At 66.8% G+C, this 20,414-nt stretch carries 22 protein-coding genes and 1 tRNA gene; 12 read left to right on the top strand and 11 right to left on the bottom strand.

The annotated features are described in order from the left end of the window. Window positions 1-170 precede the first annotated feature (170 nt). From argS to scpB, 5 genes are all read left to right on the top strand, one after another. On the top strand, window positions 171-1,913 hold the full coding sequence (argS, locus tag EU805_RS05820) for an arginine--tRNA ligase (RefSeq protein ID WP_129763010.1): 1,743 nt from the start codon (window positions 171-173) through the stop codon (window positions 1,911-1,913). A gap of 61 nt (window positions 1,914-1,974) precedes the next feature. Beyond that, the gene (locus EU805_RS17635) at window positions 1,975-3,006 is read left to right on the top strand and encodes an SPOR domain-containing protein (protein WP_242494069.1); all 1,032 of its coding nucleotides are present in this window, start codon (window positions 1,975-1,977) and stop codon (window positions 3,004-3,006) included. Window positions 3,007-3,011: 5 nt separating this feature from the next. Continuing rightward, complete coding sequence (locus tag EU805_RS05815) at window positions 3,012-4,004, top strand: glycoside hydrolase family 3 N-terminal domain-containing protein (RefSeq protein WP_242494068.1); 993 nt, start codon at window positions 3,012-3,014, stop codon at window positions 4,002-4,004. Between the two features lie 11 nt (window positions 4,005-4,015). After that, entirely contained in the window at window positions 4,016-4,801 is a 786-nt protein-coding gene (locus EU805_RS05810; protein ID WP_129763008.1) for a ScpA family protein, read from the top strand. Continuing rightward, window positions 4,791-5,411 carry an SMC-Scp complex subunit ScpB gene (gene scpB, locus EU805_RS05805; protein WP_129763007.1) on the top strand — a complete coding sequence of 207 codons (621 nt, stop codon included), beginning with the start codon at window positions 4,791-4,793 and terminating at the stop codon, window positions 5,409-5,411. Before EU805_RS05810 ends, scpB begins: the two co-directional genes overlap by 11 nt. Window positions 5,412-5,566: 155 nt before the next feature. Here the strand turns inward: scpB and EU805_RS05800 are convergent, their stop codons facing one another. From EU805_RS05800 to EU805_RS05765, 8 genes are all read right to left on the bottom strand, one after another. Then, window positions 5,567-6,652, bottom strand: coding sequence for a 2'-deoxycytidine 5'-triphosphate deaminase (locus tag EU805_RS05800; RefSeq protein WP_129763006.1), 1,086 nt, complete (start codon window positions 6,650-6,652; stop codon window positions 5,567-5,569). A gap of 56 nt (window positions 6,653-6,708) precedes the next feature. Beyond that, window positions 6,709-6,785 (bottom strand) — tRNA-Pro (locus EU805_RS05795). A gap of 64 nt (window positions 6,786-6,849) precedes the next feature. Further along, the gene (locus EU805_RS05790) at window positions 6,850-7,467 is read right to left on the bottom strand and encodes a MerR family transcriptional regulator (protein WP_129763005.1); all 618 of its coding nucleotides are present in this window, start codon (window positions 7,465-7,467) and stop codon (window positions 6,850-6,852) included. Between the two features lie 10 nt (window positions 7,468-7,477). Continuing rightward, a complete protein-coding gene (gene ihfA, locus EU805_RS05785; protein WP_129763004.1) occupies window positions 7,478-7,780 on the bottom strand; it encodes an integration host factor subunit alpha in 303 nt (100 codons plus the stop codon). A 58-nt stretch (window positions 7,781-7,838) separates the two neighbouring features. Further along, on the bottom strand, window positions 7,839-8,810 hold the full coding sequence (locus tag EU805_RS05780; RefSeq protein WP_129763003.1) for a beta-ketoacyl-ACP synthase III: 972 nt from the start codon (window positions 8,808-8,810) through the stop codon (window positions 7,839-7,841). After that, entirely contained in the window at window positions 8,807-9,892 is a 1,086-nt protein-coding gene (gene plsX / locus EU805_RS05775; protein ID WP_129763002.1) for a phosphate acyltransferase PlsX, read from the bottom strand. The genes EU805_RS05780 and plsX overlap by 4 nt, the downstream gene beginning before the upstream one ends. Window positions 9,893-9,915: 23 nt before the next feature. Then, window positions 9,916-10,116 carry a 50S ribosomal protein L32 gene (gene rpmF, locus EU805_RS05770; RefSeq protein ID WP_129763001.1) on the bottom strand — a complete coding sequence of 67 codons (201 nt, stop codon included), beginning with the start codon at window positions 10,114-10,116 and terminating at the stop codon, window positions 9,916-9,918. Between the two features lie 153 nt (window positions 10,117-10,269). Beyond that, window positions 10,270-10,815, bottom strand: coding sequence for a DUF177 domain-containing protein (locus EU805_RS05765; protein WP_129763000.1), 546 nt, complete (start codon window positions 10,813-10,815; stop codon window positions 10,270-10,272). Window positions 10,816-10,898: 83 nt separating this feature from the next. Here EU805_RS05765 and EU805_RS05760 point away from each other — a divergent pair, with 83 nt between their 5' ends. Then, a complete protein-coding gene (locus tag EU805_RS05760; protein ID WP_129762999.1) occupies window positions 10,899-11,366 on the top strand; it encodes an outer membrane protein assembly factor BamE in 468 nt (155 codons plus the stop codon). Between the two features lie 89 nt (window positions 11,367-11,455). On the opposite strand, the gene msrB is transcribed toward EU805_RS05760, so the two are convergent. Then, window positions 11,456-11,848: a peptide-methionine (R)-S-oxide reductase MsrB gene (msrB, locus tag EU805_RS05755; protein ID WP_129762998.1), complete on the bottom strand. Its 393-nt coding sequence runs from the start codon at window positions 11,846-11,848 to the stop codon at window positions 11,456-11,458. A gap of 68 nt (window positions 11,849-11,916) precedes the next feature. On the opposite strand from msrB, the gene EU805_RS05750 reads away from it, so the two are divergent. From EU805_RS05750 to EU805_RS05740, 3 genes are all read left to right on the top strand, one after another. After that, entirely contained in the window at window positions 11,917-12,630 is a 714-nt protein-coding gene (locus EU805_RS05750; protein ID WP_129762997.1) for a GNAT family N-acetyltransferase, read from the top strand. Window positions 12,631-12,859: 229 nt separating this feature from the next. Next, window positions 12,860-14,674 carry an ABC-F family ATP-binding cassette domain-containing protein gene (locus EU805_RS05745; RefSeq protein WP_129762996.1) on the top strand — a complete coding sequence of 605 codons (1,815 nt, stop codon included), beginning with the start codon at window positions 12,860-12,862 and terminating at the stop codon, window positions 14,672-14,674. 93 nt (window positions 14,675-14,767) lie between these two features. Further along, complete coding sequence (locus EU805_RS05740) at window positions 14,768-15,802, top strand: alpha/beta hydrolase (RefSeq protein WP_129762995.1); 1,035 nt, start codon at window positions 14,768-14,770, stop codon at window positions 15,800-15,802. A 68-nt stretch (window positions 15,803-15,870) separates the two neighbouring features. Here EU805_RS05740 and EU805_RS05735 read toward each other — a convergent pair whose 3' ends face one another. Continuing rightward, window positions 15,871-16,875, bottom strand: coding sequence for a Fe(3+) ABC transporter substrate-binding protein (locus EU805_RS05735; RefSeq protein ID WP_129762994.1), 1,005 nt, complete (start codon window positions 16,873-16,875; stop codon window positions 15,871-15,873). 52 nt (window positions 16,876-16,927) lie between these two features. Beyond that, window positions 16,928-17,752 (bottom strand): nucleoside triphosphate pyrophosphohydrolase, encoded by an 825-nt coding sequence (mazG, locus tag EU805_RS05730; protein WP_129762993.1) that lies wholly within the window; start codon window positions 17,750-17,752, stop codon window positions 16,928-16,930. 56 nt (window positions 17,753-17,808) lie between these two features. Between mazG and EU805_RS05725 the strand changes: the two genes are divergently transcribed. Genes EU805_RS05725 through EU805_RS05715 form a run of 3 tightly spaced genes read left to right on the top strand, consistent with a single transcriptional unit; the run spans window position 17,809 to window position 20,406 of the window. Next, window positions 17,809-18,969 carry a M20 aminoacylase family protein gene (locus tag EU805_RS05725; RefSeq protein WP_129762992.1) on the top strand — a complete coding sequence of 387 codons (1,161 nt, stop codon included), beginning with the start codon at window positions 17,809-17,811 and terminating at the stop codon, window positions 18,967-18,969. Window position 18,970: 1 nt separating this feature from the next. Beyond that, the gene (gene speB / locus EU805_RS05720) at window positions 18,971-19,942 is read left to right on the top strand and encodes an agmatinase (protein WP_129762991.1); all 972 of its coding nucleotides are present in this window, start codon (window positions 18,971-18,973) and stop codon (window positions 19,940-19,942) included. Window positions 19,943-19,956: 14 nt separating this feature from the next. Next, entirely contained in the window at window positions 19,957-20,406 is a 450-nt protein-coding gene (locus EU805_RS05715) for a DUF1499 domain-containing protein (RefSeq protein WP_129762990.1), read from the top strand. Window positions 20,407-20,414 lie beyond the last annotated feature (8 nt).

Raw genomic sequence — 20,414 nt, 5'->3', positions numbered from 1 at the left:
AGAACAGAGATGGGGGCGGCGCGCGACAGGCCGGCGCGTCGCGCGGAGGGAGGCGACAGGGGTTCGCAAGGCACGATCGGCGCTTGCGGGCCTTCGAGATGGTGCATGATGCGTTGACGCGGGGCAGGGGGCTGGTAAACCACCCGACACCCCCAGTCACAGGTCCTGCCATGAATATCTTCGCCGACATCCGCACCCTCGTTCTCGACGCGCTGGACGGTCTGGTGCGCGAAGGCGTCCTGCCGGAGGGTCTGTCCACCGACGCCATCACCGTCGAACCGCCGCGCGACGCGGGCCACGGCGACATGGCGACCAATGCCGCGATGGTGCTGGCCAAACCCGCGCAGAAAAAACCGCGCGACATCGCCGAGGCGCTGGCCGCGAAACTGGCCGGCGACGACCGGATCGCCGCCGCGGAGGTGGCGGGACCGGGGTTCCTGAACCTGCGGCTGGCGCCCGGCGTCTGGCACGAGATTCTGCGGGCGGCCCTGACGGATCCCGGCTACGGGCGCTCGAAAATGGGGAACAACCTGCGCACGCTGGTGGAATACGTCAGTGCCAACCCCACCGGGCCGCTGCACGTGGGCCATACGCGCGGCGCCGTCTTCGGCGATGCCCTGGCCGCCTTGCTGGACTACGCGGGCTTCGACGTGACGCGCGAATACTACATCAACGACGGCGGCGCGCAGGTCGACGTGCTCGCCCGGTCCGTCTACCTGCGCTACCAGGAGGCGCACGACCTCTCCGTCGACTGGCCAGAGGGCACCTATCCCGGCGACTACCTGATCGAGGTGGGCGAGGCGCTGAAGGAAAAGGTGGGCGATGCCTACCTCGACCAGCCCGAGGAGGTCTGGCTGGAGGAGGTGCGGCTTTTCGCGACGGACGCCATGATGGAGCTGATCCGCACCGACCTGGCCAAGCTGGGCATCGTGATGGACAACTTCTATTCCGAGAAGTCGCTCTACGGCACCGGCAAGATCGAAAAGGCGATCGAGCGGCTGGACGCCGCGGGCCTGATCTACCGCGGCACGCTGGAGCCGCCCAAGGGCAAGATGCCGGAGGACTGGGAACCGCGGGAGCAGACACTCTTCAAGTCCACGGCGCACGGCGACGACGTGGACCGGCCCGTTCAGAAAAGCGATGGCGCCTGGACCTATTTCGCGCCCGACATCGCCTATCACTACGACAAGATCGACCGGGGTTACGACGCGCTGATCGACGTCTTCGGCGCCGATCACGGTGGCTACGTCAAGCGCATGAAGGCGGCCGTGTCGGCCCTGTCGAACGGGCGCGTGCCGCTCGACGTGAAGCTGACGCAGCTGGTCAAGCTTTACCAGAACGGCGAGCCCTACAAGATGTCCAAGCGGGCGGGCACCTTCATCACGCTGGCGGATGTCGTCGACGAGGTGGGCCCCGACGTGACCCGCTTCCACATGCTGACGCGCAAGAACGACGCGCCGCTCGATTTCGATTTTGCCAAGGTGACAGAGCAATCCAAGGACAACCCGGTCTTCTACGTGCAATACGCGCACGCACGGGTGAACTCTGTCCTGCGCAAGGCGCGCGAGGCCGGGATCGACGTCTCGGACGCCACGCTCGCCGGGGCGGAGCTGTCCAAGCTGGACCACGCGGCGGAACTTGCGCTTGCCGCCAAGATCGCCGAATGGCCACGCCTGGTGGAGATCGCCGCCCGCGGGCACGAACCGCACCGGGTGGCATTCTACCTTTATGATCTGGCGTCCGAATTGCACGGCCTCTGGCACCAGGGAAACACGGACGAATCCTTGCGTTTCCTGCAGGATGGCGACAATGCCACATCGCAGGCCAAGATCGCCCTCATTCGTGCAGCCCAGGTTGTGATCGCCGCGGGCTTGGGTATCCTTGGCGTCACACCGGTAACAGAGATGCGTTGAAGCGCACGCGATCCGATCAGGCAGCAAAGGACCCGCGAGAGGTCCGGGACAAGAGGCAGTAATGGCAGCATTCGACGATATGAGCGCACCCGCGCGCAAACCCGTGACGCAACTGGCAGGGGCCGCATGTTCGCTGGCCTTGATGGTGGGCATCGGCGCCTGGGGTACGACGATGGTGATCCGCGACGTCTCCGGCGTGCCTGTGGTGCGCGCCGTGCAGGGTGAGATGCGCCGCGCCCCCGACCACGCGGGCGGTCGCATCGCGGACCACGAAGGGCTTTCCGTGAACGAGATCGCCGCGCGCGGCGAGGCGGGCGGGCCCGAGGACATGCTTCTGCTGGCCCCCTCCGGGTCGGACCTCGCCGCCGAGGATCTCGAGGTGGCGCCGCTGGGCGAGGACGAATTGACCGTGACCGAACTTGTCGAGGACGACGGCACCGAAGTCGCCGAAGCCCCGCAGGACGAGGCCGCGTCGGAGGCGCTGCAGACCGTTTCCGTGACGAGCGGTCCGATGAGCGCCGACGAGATCCTGGCCTTCGCCGATCGCATCGCGGAAGGCGCCGACCCCCTGACGGATCTGGCCGAAGGCGAGGACGTGGCCCCCGTCACGATGGTCGACGGCGAGGAGATCGACCCGGTTGCCGCAGCCCTGGCCGAGGCGATGGCCATGGACGCGCCGCCCGCCATTGAGGGCAAGCTGGCGCAGACCCTGCGTCCGGCGCTGCGGCCCCGTGCGAACCCCGGCATCCAACCGCAATCGGAGTCGATGGTGGTTCCGGTCTCCCTGACGACCGAGGATGTCCCGCTTCCCAGCGCCGCCGTCCTGACCGACGCGCTGCCGGTCGGTACGAAGCTGGTGCAACTGGGCGCCTTCCCGACCCCGACCGAGGCGCAGGCCGAATGGGACCGCCTGTCCGTCCGCTTCGCCGATTACATGGGCGACAAGACGCGGGTGATCCAGGAGGCCTCCTCGGGCGGGGCGACGTTCTATCGCCTGCGCGCCAGCGGGTTCGGCGATCTGGCCGATGCGCGGCGGTTCTGCGCCACCCTGGACGCGGCCCGCGCGGCCTGCATTCCCGTCATCGTCCGCTAACGCCCTTGTCCGCGAGCAACGCCACCATCCTCGGCACGTCGGGCCCCCGCCTGACCGCGCGCGAGGCCGCGTTCTTCCGCGATGCCGATCCCTGGGGTTTCATCCTTTTCGCGCGCAACGTGGACAACCCCGACCAGCTCCGGGCGCTGACGTCCGACCTGCGACAGGCCGTGGGGCGAGAGGCGCCGATCCTCGTGGACCAGGAAGGCGGTCGCGTGCAGCGGCTGCGCAGCCCGCATTGGCGGGAATACCTGCCGGCGCTCACCCAGATGGCGCGTGCCAGCGATCCCTTGCGCGCCCATTGGGTCCGCAACCGGTTGATCGCGCAGGAACTGCACGACGTGGGCATCGACGTGAACTGCGCGCCGCTTGCCGACCTGGTCGAGGCGGAAACCCATCCCGTCCTGCGCAACCGATTGTCCGGCCAGACGCTGGAAGAGGTCACCTCTGCCGCACGCGTCTGCGCCGAGGCGTTCCTCGCGGGTGGCGTCCTGCCGGTGCTGAAGCATATTCCGGGCTATGGCCGCGCCAGCGTCGACAGCCACAAGAGCTTGCCGCGTGTCCATGCCCCGCGCGAAGATCTCGACGCCCGGGACTTTGCCCCCTTCGTCGCACTCAACGACATCCGCATGGGGATGACCGCGCATATCGTCTTTTCCGACATCGACCCGGTGGCGCCCGCCACGACCTCTGCGCGCATGATGGAGGTGATCCGCAAGGACATCGGCTTCGACGGGCTGATGATGACCGACGATATCTCTATGGAGGCTCTGTCGGGCAGCGTGGCCGAACGCTCCACTGCGGCCATCGCCGCAGGCTGCGACCTGGTTTTGCATTGCAACGGCGAGCTGGACGAGATGGAAACGGCCGTCGCGGCGGCGGGGAAAATGGGCGTTCTGGCGCAAGCCCGGGCCGCGAGCGCGCTGGCCCAGCGACAGCCGCCCGTGGACGTTGACACCGCGGCGCTGACGGCGGAACTTGAGGCGCTTCTGAGCTGAAAGGCTGAACAGTGCCGCAGGACACAGACCTGAGTGTTGCCGACCGTGTCGCCGCCGAGGCGCTGATCGTCGACGTGGACGGCTTCGAAGGACCGCTCGACCTGCTGCTGACGTTGTCGCGCACGCAAAAGGTCGACCTGCGGGAAATCTCGATCCTGGCCTTGGCCCGACAGTACCTGGCCTTCGTCGAGCGGGCGCGGGCCCTGCGGCTGGAACTGGCGGCGGATTACCTGGTGATGGCGGCCTGGCTCGCGTTCCTGAAATCGCGCCTGCTGCTGCCGCCGGACCCCGAGGAAGAGGGCCCGTCGGGAGAGGAGCTGGCCGCGCACCTTGCGTTCCAACTGGAACGGCTGGAGGCGATGCGCCGTGCCTCGGCCCGACTGATGGCCCGCGACCAGCTGGGGCGGGACTTCTTCGGCCGCGGCATCACGCAGGACGTGACCCGCGTGCGCCGGGTGAGCTACACCGCGACGCTTCTGGACCTCATGCAGGGCTACGCGCGCATCCGCACCCGCGACGACTTCAGGCCTTACGTCATGGACCGCGAAAACCTGATGACACTGGAGGACGCGCTCGGCAGCCTGCGCAAGCTGATCGGCTTTGCGGGGGAATGGAGCGACATCTCGGCGTACCTGCCGCCGGGCTGGACAGAGGATCCGGTGCGTCGCCGCAGCGCGACCGCCGCGACCTTCGCGGCCTCGCTGGAACTGGTGAAGGAAGGCAAACTTCAGATAAGGCAGTCCGAGACCTTCGCCCCCTTGCAGATCCGCCGCAGCGAGGGCCGCAATGCAGGATGACCCCGGCCTTTTCGAGGCGCCGCCCGTGGCCGAACAAGAACGGATGGTCGAGGCGCTCTTGTTCGCGACCTCCGATCCCATGACGGTGCCGCAACTGGCCGGACGCCTGCCGCACGGCTGCGATCCCGCGACGGCGCTCGCCTCGTTGCGCCGTCGCTACGAAGGGCGCGGCGTGCGGCTGGTGCGCGTAGGCGACGCCTGGGCCATGCGGACCGCCCCGGACCTCGGCCACCTCATGCACGACGAGGTGACGGAAACCCGCAAGCTCAGCCGTGCGGCGATCGAGACGCTGGCGATCATCGCCTACCACCAGCCCGCCACCCGGGCCGAGATCGAGGAGATCAGGGGTGTCAGCGTCTCTCGCGGGACCATCGACCAGTTGATCGAGATGGGTTGGGTGAAGCTGGGCCGCAGGCGCATGACGCCCGGCAGGCCCGTGACCTTCGTGGTGACGCCCGCGTTCCTTGACCACTTCGGGCTGGAGACCGCACGCGATCTGCCGGGGCTGAAGGAACTGCGCGCGGCTGGGCTGCTGGACAACCGCCCCGTGCCGGGCACACCGGACGAGAGCGATGACGACGGGCAGGGCGGTCTGTTCGAGGAAGAGTGAGTCGCCTCGGGGGGCGTCGCGCGTCTAGGCAGAGGTCGCGCTGGCCGAAAGTGCGGGACGCCTCGCCGGCGGGGCGGATATTTTCAGAACAGAGATTGCGGGCGGCGCGCCATGAGGCGCAGTTCTGGTTGATGCTGCCAAGGGGGTCAGGCCTTTTAGGCCGGGGTCCGGAAGTGCTTCGACAGCTTCAAGCCCTGTCCCTGATAATTCGATTTTATGTCCTGACCGTAGAGCGCGTCGGGCACTTGCGACATCCGCTCGTAGATCAGGCGGCCGACGATCTGGCCGTGTTCCAGCACGAAAGGAGCCTCGTGGCAGCGGACTTCGAGGACGCCCCGCGCACCCGCGCCGCCGGAAGCCGCCCATCCGAAACCGGGGTCGAAGAAGCCCGCGTAATGCACGCGAAATTCACCGACCATGGCGAGGTAAGGCGCCATCTCGGCCGCCTGTAGCGGCGGGATCGCGATCGATTCGCGGCTGACGAGGATGTAGAAGGCGCCCGGATCCAGGATGATCCAGCCGCTGTCGCTGTGGATATCTTCCCAGTAATCGGCGGGATCGTAGTGCGTGAGCTTGGAGAGGTCGACGACGCCCGTGTGGGGCTTGGCACGAAAGCCGACGCGGGTGCCGGTTGCGGGCCGCAGGTCGACCGAGAAACCGAGTCCGTCCGAGATCACGGGCCGTGTGTCGACGATCGGCGTTTCGGCGTGCAATGCCAGAAGCTCGGTATCGCTCAATCGGGTCTGGCCCGCGCGAAATATGATCTGGGTCAGCATCTGCCCCGGCTGCGCCACGACCGAGAAGCTGCGCGGGCAGATCTCGACGTAGAGTGGGCCGGTGTAGCCGTCGGGGGCGCGGTCGAACTCCGTCCCGCGGTCGGTGATGATCCGGGTGAGAAGATCCAGCCGCCCGATGGACGACTTGGCGCTGGCCGCGGCGGTCATGCCCGCCGGCAGGGCCAGGGATTCGCGCAAGGGCACGACGTAGACGCAGCCTTTCTCCAGCACGGCACCACCGGCAAGCGGGACTTCGTGCATGGTGAAATCGGCAAGCCGGTCGGCGACCGTGCGCCCGTGTCCCGGCAGGAAGGACGCGCGGACGCGGTAGGCCACGTCCCCCAACGTGAGGTCGAGAGAGGCCGGCTGGATCTGACCCTCCGCAAGGTCCGGCACCTGCACCGCGCCATTCGCGATCAATTGGGCGATCTGGTGGTCCGCAAGGACGCCGGCGGGAATGGTCATCGCAGTGCCCCCTTCATAGCAAAACGCCCGCCGCGGGATGCGGGCGGGCGGTTTGTTGGTCGGGCTAGCAGGACTCGAACCTGCGACCTTCCGTCCCCCAGACGGACGCGCTACCAGGCTGCGCTATAGCCCGACTGAGCGCGTGTTTACCCGAATGACGCGTGGAGGCAAGGCGGTTTTGACGCTTGTGAAGCGGTTTATCGACCCTGTCTCAGGCGGTCGTGCAACGCATCCAGCCGGTCGAGGAGCGGACCGAGAGTATCAGCCTCCCGCAAGAGGTTCTCGGGGTCGGATCGGGCGGCGAGCGACAGCAGCGCAGGTCGGGTCGCCCCGGCGGGCCGGGGGCGCAGGGGCACGACCTGGGAACGCGGTTCGGATGGTTGGGCAGACGCAGGTGATGCAGCATCCTCCGCCCGTATTGATTCGGTATCGTCCGACGGTGCGGAGGCGCTTGTCGGAACCCCGGTCAGCTTGGACGAATCGGACGGGACGTGGTCGATGACGTCCGCCGCCCCTGTCCGGTCGTCCTGGGCGTCCTCGAGCGCGGAAAGGCCAAGGTCGGCGACATGCTTCACGCCCTGATCGCGCAGGACCTTCTGGGCGCCTTTGATCGTCAACCCCTGTTCGTGCAGCAACACGCGGATCCCGCCCAGCAGGGCCAAGTCGTCGGGACGGTAATACCGCCGCCCGCCGGCGCGTTTCACGGGCTTCACCTGGGCGAACTTGCTTTCCCAGAACCGCAGCACGTGTGGCGGGGTGTCGAGCACGTCGGACACCTCTCCGATGGTGCGAAAGGCGTCGGGAGATTTTGCCAAGGGATCGTTCCTAGCGCTTGTTTCCGGCGGCGACCTTGTCCTTCATGAGGTGGCTGGGCCGGAACGTAAGGACACGGCGCGGCAAGATCGGTACCTCTTCCCCGGTCTTCGGGTTGCGCCCGATCCGGGCCGCCTTGTCCCGGGTGCTGAAGGTGCCGAAGGACGAGATCTTGACTTGTTCGCCGTCGACGAGAGCGTCGGAGATATGGTTGATCACGCTTTCCACCAGCTCGGCGCTTTCGTTGCGCGACAGGCCGACCTGTTCGTAGACCGCGTCGGACAAATCCATCCGTGTCAAAGTCTTGTCCGACATAAATTCCCCAATCCAATCGCCGGTTAACTTAGACGGGTCGGTTCGGCTGTCAAGCGTTCTACCAGCGCAGGACGACCGACCCCCAGGCCAGACCGCCGCCAATGGCTTCCGTCACCACCAGATCGCCGGGCTTGATCTGACCGCGCGCGTGCCCGACCGACAGGGCCAGCGGGATCGACGCGGCGGACGTATTGCCATGGTCCTGCACCGTCACGACGACGTGCTCCATGTCCAGCCCCAGCTTGCGCGCGGTGGACTGGATGATGCGGATATTGGCCTGGTGCGGGACGACCCAGTCGACGTCCTGCGGCGACAGGCTGGCCTTCTGGAGTGCCGCCTCCGCGGTTTGCGCCAGCTTCTCGACTGCGTGGCGAAAGATCTCGCGGCCTTCCATGCGCAGCTTGCCGGTATTCTGCGTGGCAACGCCGCCGTCGACGTAAAGCAGATCGCGATAGCGTCCGTCGGAATTGAGGTCCGTCGACAGGATGCCGCGGTCGGCGCTGGTCCCTTCGCCGTCCTCTGCCTTGAGGACCAGCGCGCCGGCACCGTCGCCGAAGAGCACACAGGTGGACCGGTCGGTCCAGTCCATGATCCGGCTGAAGGTCTCTGCCCCGATGACCAGAGCGGTCTTCGCCTGGCCCGACTGGATCAGGGCGTTGGCATTGGCCAGCGCGAAGACGAAGCCCGCGCAGACCGCCTGGACGTCGTAGGCGAAACCGTTCGTCATGCCCAGGTTGCCCTGCACCATCGTGGCGGCGGAGGGAAAGGTCATGTCCGGGGTCGAGGTGGCAAGGATGATGACGTCGATCTCCGAGGCCTCCATGCCGGCATCCGCGAGGGCCGCCTGCGCGGCGCGCGTGGCCAAAACCGATGTGCCTTGACCCTCGGCCGAGAAGTGGCGCCGCTCGATGCCGGAGCGCGAGCGGATCCATTCGTCGGAAGTGTCGAGAGAGGCCTCGAATTCCGCATTCTCGACCACGCGGTCGGGCAGGTAATGGCCGCAACCTTTGACGACGGCGCGCAAGGTCATGAAGCGCTCTCTTTCTCGTCGGTATGGGGGAGGGCGGCGGTCAGGCGCGCCGCGAGCTTTTCCGAAAAACCCTGATCGGCCAGCCGGTGCGCGAGCTTGAGTGCCGCGGCGACCCCGGTTTCGTCGGCGGACCCATGGCTCTTGATGACGATCTTGGACAGCCCGAGGAACACGCCGCCGTTCACCCGGCGCGGATCGACCTTGCGCTTGAGCCGGGCCAGGGCGCCTTTTGCCATCAGCGCGCCCAGCATCGACAGGGGCGTGCGCCGCAGGCTGGCGCGCAGGGTGTCGGAGATCAGGTTGGCGATGCCCTCGCCGGTCTTCAGCGCCACGTTGCCGGTGAAGCCGTCGGTGACGATCACGTCGCAGCGGTCCCCCGGCAGATCGCCGCCTTCGATGAACCCCGCGTAGTCGAATCCACCCGGACCGGCGGCTGCGGCGATCATCTCGTGCGCGACCTTCAGCTCAGCCCGGCCCTTGTGCTCCTCGGTGCCGACATTCAGCAGGCCGACGCGGGGCTGATCCAGGTCGAAGGCGTTGCGCGCGTAGGAGGACCCCATCAGCGCGTAGGTCAGCAGGTCGTCCTGGTCGGCGCGGATGTCGGCGCCCGCGTCCAGCATGACGTTGAATCCTTGGGGATTGCGCGACGGCCAGAGGCAGGCGATGGCGGGGCGGTTCACGCCGTCGATCTTGCGCAACCGCAGCATCGACATCGCCATCAGGCCACCGGTGTTGCCGCAGCTGACGACGACGCCGGCCTCGCCGTTGCGCACGGCCTCGATCGCGGACCACATGGAGGTCTGCTTGCCACGGCGCACCACCTGGCTGGGCTTGTCGTCCATGGTGACGACGTCCGGCGCGTCGCGCAGCGTGACCCGATCGGTCAGCTTGTAGCGCGCCAGAAGCGGCGCCAGTTCCGACGCGCGGCCGTGAAGGAGGATCGCGGTGTCGGGCGCCTTGTTCAGAAAACGCGCGAGGCCCGCGACGACCGTCGCAGGCCCGTTGTCACCGCCCATCGCATCGACAGAAAGCACACGCGAGGCGTCGCCCCTGGCCGCAGAGACGGGATCCGTCCGTGCCATGTGCGTCCCCCCCGCGCGGGCGATTATGCCGCGTCTTCGTCCAGATCGAGGTCGGTGCCGATCACTTCCTTCGAGGCGTAGTGGCCGCAGGACGGGCAGATGTGGTGCGGGCGCTTCAGCTCGCCGCAGTTTTCGCATTCGTTGGGGTTGGCCCCTTCGAGCGAATCGTGCGCGCGACGGTTGTTGCGACGGGACTTGGAGACTTTGTTCTGCTGGACGGCCATGGCGCACCCTATCAACTGGTTGGGGGGCCGGTTCATGGCCCGTGGTTCAAATGATTTGCGCGGTCCTAGGACATTCGCGCGGCCCTGTCGAGAGGGCCTTACGGAAGGCCGCCTACATACTCCGAAATCGCGCCGTGGCAACCCGGTATCGGGCTAATCGTCCTTCGCCAGGCGGTCGCGCAATGCACCGAGACCGGCAAACGGCTTCACGTCCTCGTCCGTCATGGGGTCGACCCCGTCCTCGGCGGCCAGCACTTGGCCGACCTCGGCCCCTTCGGCGCGCGGGAAGGCGGGCAGGGCGAGGCTCAGCGCCTCGATCATCACCTGGGCCACGTCGACGGCCGCCGGAAGCGGTTCGATCGTGTCATCCTCCGGCATCTCGGTCTCGGAGGCCTCGGGGAATTCGAAATCGGCGGCGTAGGTGCGCAGGACGGACTCGTCGATGCGGGTCGTCACCGGCTCCAGCGTGGCAACGCAGGACTGGACGACCGTGGCCCCAAGCGTTCCGGTCAGGCGCCAGTCGGCGCGCCCTTCGGGCGCGATCTCGCCCACGAAGGTCAGTTTCTTCACGGCGACGATGTCCAGTTCGCGCGCGGTGGCCGCGCGTTCTGCGGGCGTTGTCTCGAGGTCGAACGCGGTTCCGCGGCGGTTGCGCAACTGGGACAGCTGGAGGACGTGGGTCGGCAGGTCGGACGTCATGGCGGGCATCCATTCTTGGCAAGGGGGCCGGGCTTCGATAAGGGGGATACAAGGGCGCGCGGCGTCAAGGCAAGGGGGCGCGCATGCGCAAGATCAGCACCAATCGCAGACATATCCCGGCGCTTGCCGCCGCGGCCTTGGCCCTGGCCGTGGCCTGCACGCCGATCGTGCGCAATCACGGCTATATCCCCGTGGCTGAGGATCTCGCCGGGCTGACGGTCGGCCAGGACACCCGCGAAACCGTGATCGCCGCGGTCGGCCCGCCCGTCACCGGGGGCGTCAGCAACAACGACGCGCTTTACTACGTGCAAAGCCGCTTCGTCACCCGGGGCGCCGCGGCCCCGGTGGAGACGGCCCGCGAGGTGCTTGCGATCCGGTTCGATTCCGCCGGGATCCTGTCCAACATCGAGCGCTACGGGCTTGAAGACGGCCGCGTGATCACCCTGTCGCGCCGCGTGACCGACAGCAACGAGGCCGACGGCGCGCTGCTGCGCCAGATCCTGGGCAACGTGGGCCGGGTCGATGCACAGGATATCCTGAACTCGCCGTGACGTGCGACACGAGGAACACATGAAGAAGGGGCCGCGCAGCACTTGGTTGCGCGGCCCCTTTTTTTCGGTTCGAGAACGATGCGGGGAACTCAGTCCTTCGGCTCGAAGGTCATGGCGACGCCGTTCATGCAATAGCGTAGGCCGGTGGGCGCGGGACCGTCGGGAAAGACGTGACCGAGGTGGCCGTCACACCTGGCGCAATGCACCTCCGTACGGCGGGTGAAGAGGCGGCGATCCTCGCTCTCTCCCACGGCACTGGGGTCGATGGGGGCGTAGAAGGACGGCCAGCCGGTACCGGATTCGTACTTCGTGTCCTGGTCGAACAGCGGGTTGCCACAGCCCTTGCACAGAAAGATCCCGTCTTCCTTCGGAAAATCGTCATGGCTTCCCGCACGCTCGGTGCCGTGCTTGCGCAGGACCTTGAAGGCGTCGGGGGCGAGCTCTTCCTTCCACTCCGCGTCGGTTTTCGTGACCTTGTCCATTTTTTCGTCCTCTTTTCGGTGTCTTGAGGGTATGTAGGGTCAAAGCCTTCCAGAGCCAAGGAGTCGCGATGACCGGCCCCAACGTGCGGCTGACCGCCAGACCGGCCAGGACGGGCGCGGACCTGGACGCCTGCCTGCGCCTGCGCCACCGGCGGTTCATCGGCGGCGAGGGACAGGATACGGACGCCCATGACACCGCCTGCGATCACCTGATGATCGAGACCCGGGGCCGATTGGTGGCCACCGCGCGGACGCTGCTGGTGCCGGACGGTGCGGCGCTCGACCGGACCCTGTCGGCGCAAAGCTACGATCTGTCCCCGCTGGCGGTCGTGGGTACTCCGATCCTGGAGGTGGGGCGCCTGTGTACCGCCGCCGGAACGCTGGACGCCGACGTGCTGCGCTGCCTCCTGGCGGCTCTGACGCGCATGGTCGACGAAAGGCGCATCGGGCTGATGATCGGCTGCACGAGCTTTCCCGGTGCCGATCCCTCCCGGCATGCGGCGGGCCTGGGTCTGCTGGGGCGGCACCACCTCAGCCCGCGGGGCCTGCGTCCCACCGCGCGGACGGCGGAGGCGGTCGAGCTGAACGGTGCGGTTCTGGACCGCCGGGCGGCTTTGGCCAGCCTGCCGCCGCTCTTGCGCAGCTACCTCGCCATGGGCGGATGGGTGGGACCGCAGGCGGTCATCGACCGCAAGCTCGACACCATGCACGTCTTCACCTGCGTCGAAGTCGCCCGCATCCCCGCGGCGCGCACCCGGGCCTTGCGGGCACTGGCGGGGTAGGACTCATGCTTCGTGTGTCGAAGATGCGCGTCACGGGCGAGGACGGAGCGCTTGGAAGGTGCGGGACGCCTCGCCGGCGGGGCGGATATTTCCAGAACAGAGATGGCCGGCGCGCCACGGGCGGCCTTGCGCTGCCGGCAGCCCCTGGGCGAGGAGCTTACACCCGCGATGGCATGAATTGTGAGGCGAGGGACTTGCGCTGGTGCGGGCGGGACCGTAGCTGGCGGGCATGGCACGCACACCCCTTCTTCAGCTCTCCGACATCTCCCTGACTTTCGGCGGCGACCCCGTCTTCGAGGATCTCTCCCTCGTGGTGCAACCCGGCGACCGCGTGGCCCTGGTGGGGCGCAACGGGTCTGGCAAGTCGACCTTGATGAAAGTCATGGCGGGACTGGTCGAGGCCGACCGCGGCACCGCGATCGCGGCCCCCGGCGTCAGCGTGGGCTACATGGAGCAGGAGCCCACCATGGAGGGCCACGCCACGCTGGGCGATTACGCCGCAAGCGGGCTGGATCCGTCGGAGGCCTACCGCGTGGAGATGGTGGCCGAAGGGTTGAAGTTTGACCCCGCGGGCGCCGTCGCGACGGCCTCTGGCGGGGAACGACGGCGCGCGGCGCTGGCCAAGCTGATGGCAGAGGCGCCGGAGCTGATGCTGCTGGACGAGCCCACCAACCACCTCGATATCGAGGCGATCGCCTGGCTTGAAAACGAGCTGAAATCGACCCGCGCGGGCTTCGTGCTGATCAGCCACGACCGGGCCTTCCTGCGCAACCTGACGCGCGCGACGCTCTGGATCGACCGCGGTCAGGTCAGGCGCACCGAGGAAGGCTTCGACGGGTTCGAGGCCTGGCGCGATCGGATCTGGGAGGAAGAAGACCAGCAGCGCCACAAGCTCAATCGCAAGATCAAGGCCGAGGCCCGCTGGGCGGTCGAGGGGATTTCCGCCCGGCGCAAGCGCAACCAGGGTCGCGTTCGCGCGCTGCAGGAATTGCGCGCCGAACGGGCCGGGCAGATCCAGCGCCAAGGCACCGCGGCCATGGCGTTGGAGTCGGGACCCACGTCGGGCAAGAAGGTGATGGAGGCGACGGGCCTCAGGAAAGCCTTCGACGGCAAGGAGATCGTGCGCCACCTGGACCTGACGGTGCAGCGCGGCGATCGCGTGGCCTTCGTCGGTCCGAATGGCGTCGGCAAGACCACGCTGATCAAGATGCTGCTGGGACAGGTCGCACCCGACGACGGGACGATCAAGCTTGGTACGAACCTCGAGACGGCCGTCTTCGACCAGACCCGCGCGCAACTGGATCCGCAGCTGTCGCTTTGGGACAACCTGGTGAACGACCCCGAGATGGGCGTCTCCGGCAAGGCCGACCAGATCATGGTGCGCGGCACACCGAAACACGTGGTGGGCTACCTCAAGGAGTTCCTCTTCGACGAAGCCCAGGCCCGCGCACCGGTCCGCGCCCTGTCGGGGGGAGAGCGGGCCCGGCTGCTCTTGGCGCGGCTGATGGCCAAGCCCAGCAACCTTCTGGTGCTGGACGAACCGACGAACGACCTGGACATCGAGACACTGGATCTGCTGCAGGACCTTCTGGGGGACTACGACGGCACCGTGCTGCTGGTCAGCCACGACCGCGATTTCCTCGACCGGGTGGCGACGACCACGGTGGCGATGGAGGGGGACGGGCAGGCCACGGTCTATGCCGGCGGCTGGACGGATTACCGGGCGCAGCGTGGGGACAGGGCCGCCGCCCCGTCGTCGGTCGGCAAGCCCATGGCCAAGAAAGGCAAGCAAAGCCAGCAGGTTGCGCGCAAGGAAGGGCTGTCCTTCACCGAGCGGCACCGGCTTGAGGAGCTTCCGGGCGTCATCGCGCGACTGGAGGCGGAGATCGCCAAGCTCGTCGATCTGCTGGCCGATCCCGACCTGTTCACCCAGAACCCGGTGAAGTTCGAGAAAGCCACCGATGCCCTGACCGAACGGCAGGGCATGCTGGACGCGGCCGAGGCCGAATGGCTTGAACTGGAAGAGAAGTCCGAAAACGGCTGACGGCGGTCCGGTCCGGCCGCGTCATAAATTCATCGTCATGCAACTCTTTGCCGCCCCAATTCGTTGGCTGGCGTGATTAAAGAGGAGAGACCAATGACGAAGACCTTCACCGCCGCAGCCGTGGCTGCCATCCTTCCGCTGGCCGCGATGGCCCAGGACGGCACGGACGCAGACGTCCCGCGCGTGGTTCTGCAAGAGCAGACCCAAGGCTTCATCGACAGCCTCGCCGGGTCCGATCCGCTGCCGTCGATGTCCTATGAGGATGCGCGGCAAGTCCTGATCGACACCCAGACCGGGGCCGATGTCGACATGGCCGATGCCGATGTGCAGGAAATGACGCTCGACGGGGACGACGGCAGTTTCACCATCTACACCGTCCGTCCCGCGGGCAGCGAGGGGGAGACCCTGCCGGGCGTGGTCTACTTCCACGGGGGCGGCTGGATCCTGGGCAATTTCACCACCCATGAACGGCTGGTCCGCGAACTTGCGAATGAGGCCAATGCGGCCTTCGTCTTCGTAGACTACACCGCCGCCCCGGAAGCCAAGCATCCGACGCAGTTGAACCAGAATTTTCAGACCTTGCAATACGTCGCTGACAACGCAGGGGAATTCGGAATCGACCCCGAACGCCTCGCCCTTGCCGGTGACAGTGTCGGCGGCCAGATGGTCGCGGTTGTCGCACAGATGGCGGCTGACAATGGCGGGCCGGAACTTGACGCCCTTGCGTTCCTCTATCCGGTGACGACCGCCGATCTGACCAGCGAATCCTACGAGCTTTTCAGCGACGGGCCCTGGCTGACCAAGAACATGATGGAATGGATGTGGGAAGCTTACCTACCCGAAGGTGCGGACACGACCGATCCGATGATCTCTCCGCTGAACTACGGCGAGGAGGATCTGGCGCGGCTCGCACCTTCGCTGGTGATCACCGATGCCAATGACGTGCTGCGCGACGAAGGCGAGGCCTTTGCGGCCAAGCTGGTGCAGGCGGGCGTCGAGGTCGAGGCCGCGCGGTACGACTTCACCATCCACGACTTCATGATGCTGAACCCGATCACCGATACGCCCGCCCCGCGGGCTGCGATCGAACAGACCGCCGGGTTCCTGTCGGACCACCTGTCCGAGTGAACGCCCACTCATGAAAAAGGCCCGCCCGGACATTCCCTGGCGGGCCTTTCTTGTGTCAGTGTCGGCGCTTAGCCGTCGAAGTTCACTTCTTCCATGATGCGAAGGGCAGCGCCGCGATGGCTCGCCACTTCGGACAGGTCGATGTCGTCTGCGGTGAAATCACCCCAGCCCGCGACCAGGTCGGACCGTTCGGCCGAGGGCAGAACGGGGTATTCGTAGTTCTCTTCGGCGTAGATCGCCTGCGCGGCGGGGCTGACGAGATATTCCATCAGCTGCAACGCTTCCTCGCGGTTCGGCGCGCTTTGCGTCATCGCGATGCCGGAGACGTTCACGTGAGTGCCGCCCTCCTCGAACTCGGGGAAGACGATGCGCACGGAGTTGGCCCATTCGGTCTGCTCGGGATCTTCGAGCATCTTGCCCATGTAGTAGGTATTGCCGAGGCTGATGTCGCACTGGCCGGCCCAGATTGCCTTGACCTGCGCGCGGTCGTTGCCTTCGGGCGTGCGGGCGAGGTTGGCCTTGAGCCCTTCGGCCCAGTCCCGCGCCGCGTCTTCACCGTGATGAGCGATCACGGCGGAGAGCAGTGCCAGGTTGTAGTTGTTCAGGCCGGAGCGGCTGCAGATGCGGCCTTCCCACTTCGGGTCGGTCAGATCCTCGTAGGTGGTGACTTCGCCATCGGCCACGCGCTCCTTGCTGGCGTAGACGATGCGCGCCCGGGTCGTAAGGCCGAACCAGTGGTTGTTCGCCCCGCGCAGGGATGCAGGGATCGCGTCCTGCAGCACTTCGCTGTCGACGGGCTGCGTGACGCCTTCGTCCACGACGCGTTGCAGGTTGGCGATGTCGACATCCATGACGAGGTCTGCGGGGGACCGCGCGCCTTCGGCCTTCAGCCGTTCGACGAGCCCTTCGTTCACGAAGTTGAGGTTGACGGCGATGCCGCTTTCTTCCGTGAAGCCGTCGATCACGGGCTGGATCAATTCGGGCTGGCGGGTGGTGTAGATGGTGACGTCGGCCAGTGCGGGCAAGGCGGTAACGCCGGCGGCGGTGGCCAGAAGGAAAGTACGGAATGTCATCTTCAGGTCTCCTGTAAAGGTGGCCTTGGTAAACCCGACAATTTTTCTTGGGTCAATCCGTCTTTGGCGGGTTCGATTGGCGCTCCGCGTGTTTCGCCGCGTTCCATATGGCATCCATCTCGGACAGGTCACTGTCAGCCGGTGTCTGGCCTCTTGCCGCAAGAGCGTCCTCCACCGCGTTGAAACGACGGGTGAACTTGGCGTTCGCGGCGCGCAGCGCCTCCTCCGGGTCGACCTTCAGATGGCGGCCGAGATTGGCCATCACGAACAGCAGATCGCCATACTCCTCGGCCACGTCCTGTGCGTCGAGCGTATCGCGGGCCTCTGCCAGTTCGCGCGATTCCTCCGCGATCTTGTCGATGACCTCATCGATCCGCGGCCAGTCAAAGCCGACCCGGGCCGCGCGCTTTTGCAGTTTCACGGCGCGCATCAGAGCCGGCAGCCCCAGGGCCACGCCGTCGAGCGTGCGGGCGGGGCCGCGTTCGGCGGCCTTCACCGTCTCCCAGTCCGCGGTCTGCTGGTCGGCGGACTTGTCGCGGCTCTCCTCGCCGAAGACATGCGGATGGCGGGTGACCATCTTGTCGCTGATCGTGCGCAGGACATCGTCGAGGTCGAAGAGACCGGCGTCCTCCGCCATCTGGGCGTGAAAGACCGATTGGAACAGAAGATCGCCCAGCTCGCCGCGCAGCTCGTCCCAGGCGCCGCGCTGGATCGCGTCGTCCACCTCGTAAGCCTCTTCGATGGTATAGGGGGCGATGGTGGCGAAGGTCTGCTCGACGTCCCAGGGGCAGCCGGTGTCGGGGTCGCGCAGGCGGCGCATGATCTCGCGCAGGCGTGGCAGCCCGCCGTCGGGGTCGTGGATCAGGTCGGGGGGCATTGCGGGTCTCCTGTCGGGGTGCCAAGGTTGTAGCAGTCGAACGCCGGAGTGCCACCATGCCCGTCCTCAATTCCATCGCCAATGCGCAGGATGACCTCGCAGCCTGGCGCAAAGATCTGCACCGGATCCCCGAGACGATGTTCGCGCTGCACAAGACCTCTGCCTTCGTGGCGAAGCGCCTGCGCGAGATCGGCGTGGACGAAATACACGAGGGTGTTGCCGGGACCGGGATCGTGGCCTTGATCGACGGGCGCGCGCCGGGTCGGACGATCGGGTTGCGCGCCGACATGGACGCGCTGCCGATGGAGGAACGCACCGGGTTGGAGCATGCTTCTACCCACGCGGGCGCGATGCACGCCTGCGGTCACGACGGGCATACGGTCATGCTTCTCGCTGCCGCGCGATACCTTATCCAGACGCGCAATTTCGCGGGCCGGGTCGCGCTGATCTTCCAGCCCGCAGAGGAGATGGGGGCCGGTGCGCAGGTGATGGTGCAGGAGGGGGTTCTCGACCGGTTCGACGTGGCGGAGGTCTACGCCCTGCACAACGCCCCCGGCACCCCCGCCGGCCAGTTCTATACCACGCTGGGGCCGATCATGGCCGCCGTGGACACTTTCGAGATTCACGTCGACGGCCAGGGCGGGCATGGCGCCATGCCGCACGAGACCCGCGATCCCATCGTCGCCGCCGTGTCGATGGTGCAGGCCATTCAGACGATCGTCAGCCGCAATCACTACGCGCTGGACGATCTGGTGGTCTCGGTCACGCAGATCCACGCGGGCACCGTCGACAACGTCATCCCCGGCACGGCCTTCATCAACGGCACGGTACGGACCTTCGATCCAAACGTGCAGGCGATGGTCATGGCGCGCCTGAAGGCCATCGTGGAAGGTCAGGCGGCAAGCTTCGATGTAACCGCGCGGCTCGAGTACGAGGTGGGATACCCCGCGACGATCAACGACCCAGACCGTGCCGCCTTCGCAGCCGCCGTCGCGGCCGAGGTCAGCGCCTGTCCCACCGACGCCAGGCGCGAGATGGGGGCGGAGGATTTCGCCTACTTCCTGGCCGAGCGCCCCGGTGCCTACCTCTTCGTGGGCAACGGTGACAGCGCGGGGCTGCACCATCCCGAGTATGATTTCAACGACGAGACAACCGCTTATGGGGCGTCTTTCTTTGCGCGCCTGATTGAGCGGGCCTTGCCGCTGGAGGTTTCCTGACATGGCATTGGAGGATGCGAAAACACAAGTCGATCAAGCGTTTACACGCGAAACCTCACGCGGATTGAGCTACGAGAACGCTTTCGGCGGTGCGACGTCCTTCCTGCGGCGCCGCTATTCCAAGGATGTGGCCGGGGCCGATCTGGTCGTGACCGGCGTGCCGTTCGACCAGGCCGTGACACATCGGCCCGGTGCGCGGTTCGGGCCCCGCGCGATCCGGGAGGCCTCTACTCTCCAGCCCTACGATCCACCCTATGGCTGGGACGGGTTCGATCCGCTTGGAGAGTTCTCGATTCTGGACGCAGGCGACGTGGCCTTCGATTACGCGGATGTGCCGGGCGTGCCCGACTTGGTGCAGCGGCATATCGCGGGGATCCTCGGGCAAGGGCCCGGAACGATCACGCTGGGCGGGGATCACTTCATCACCCTGCCGATCCTGCGGGCCTACGCCGAAAAGTTCGGCCCGATGTCGGTTATCCAGTTCGATGCCCATTCCGACCTCTGGCCCGACGACGACATGGGGCGCATCGATCACGGGACCTTCATGTACAAGGCGGTGAAGCTCGGCCTCGTGGATCCGGCGCGGTCGGTGCAGATCGGGATCCGGACCGAGTGCGGGGATTACCTCGGCATGCCATACATCGACGCGCGGACCTGTCACGAGCGGGGCACCGCCCACGTGGTGGCCGAGGTCAAGCGCATCGTCGGCGATCATCCCGCCTACGTGACCTTCGATATCGACGCGCTGGATCCGGCCTTCGCGCCGGGCACCGGAACCCCGGTCTGGGGTGGTCTGGCGTCATGGCAGGCGGCGGCGATGCTGCGCGATCTCGCGGGTCTGAACGTGGTCGGAGGCGATGTCGTTGAAGTCTCGCCCCCGTATGATACCACCGGCGCCACGGCGGTCGCGGGCGCGCATGTCGCGATGGAATTGTGCTGCCTCGCCCTTTGGAACCGTCGCAAGGACAGATGAAGAAAGGCGTTCAGATGATTGCCACCGTTATACTTTTCCTGATCTTGGCCGTCGCGGCCGTGATGGCCTACGTCCGGCTGGCGCCGGTCGATATCGCGGCCTTCCATACCCCGCCGTCGGCTGCGGCCCCGGGCGACGAGAAGACGCTCAACAGCTTCAAGGCGGTGCGGACGATGACCGCGCCTCCTGCGGATGTCCTGCGCGGGGTGCGCACCATGGCGGAAGATCGCCCGCGCACCAGGCTCATGGCCGGCGACGTGGCCGAGGGGCTGATGACGTTCGAGACGCGCTCGGCGCTGATGGGGTATCCCGATTACACGACCGTCACGGTGACCGAGGCGCAGCCCCCGTTGCTCGCGATCAAGGGGCGCTCACGCTACGGCAAGGGCGACATGGGGGTCAACAAGGCCCGGGTGGAAGACTGGCTGTCGCGCCTCGGGCCGCTGGTCGCGCCTGCGTCTTGACGGCGCGC

It is taken from the genome of Salipiger sp. IMCC34102, from assembly GCF_004145405.1.
Lineage (GTDB): Bacteria > Pseudomonadota > Alphaproteobacteria > Rhodobacterales > Rhodobacteraceae > Loktanella.
This window is presented reverse-complemented; position numbering and strand designations above follow the sequence as displayed.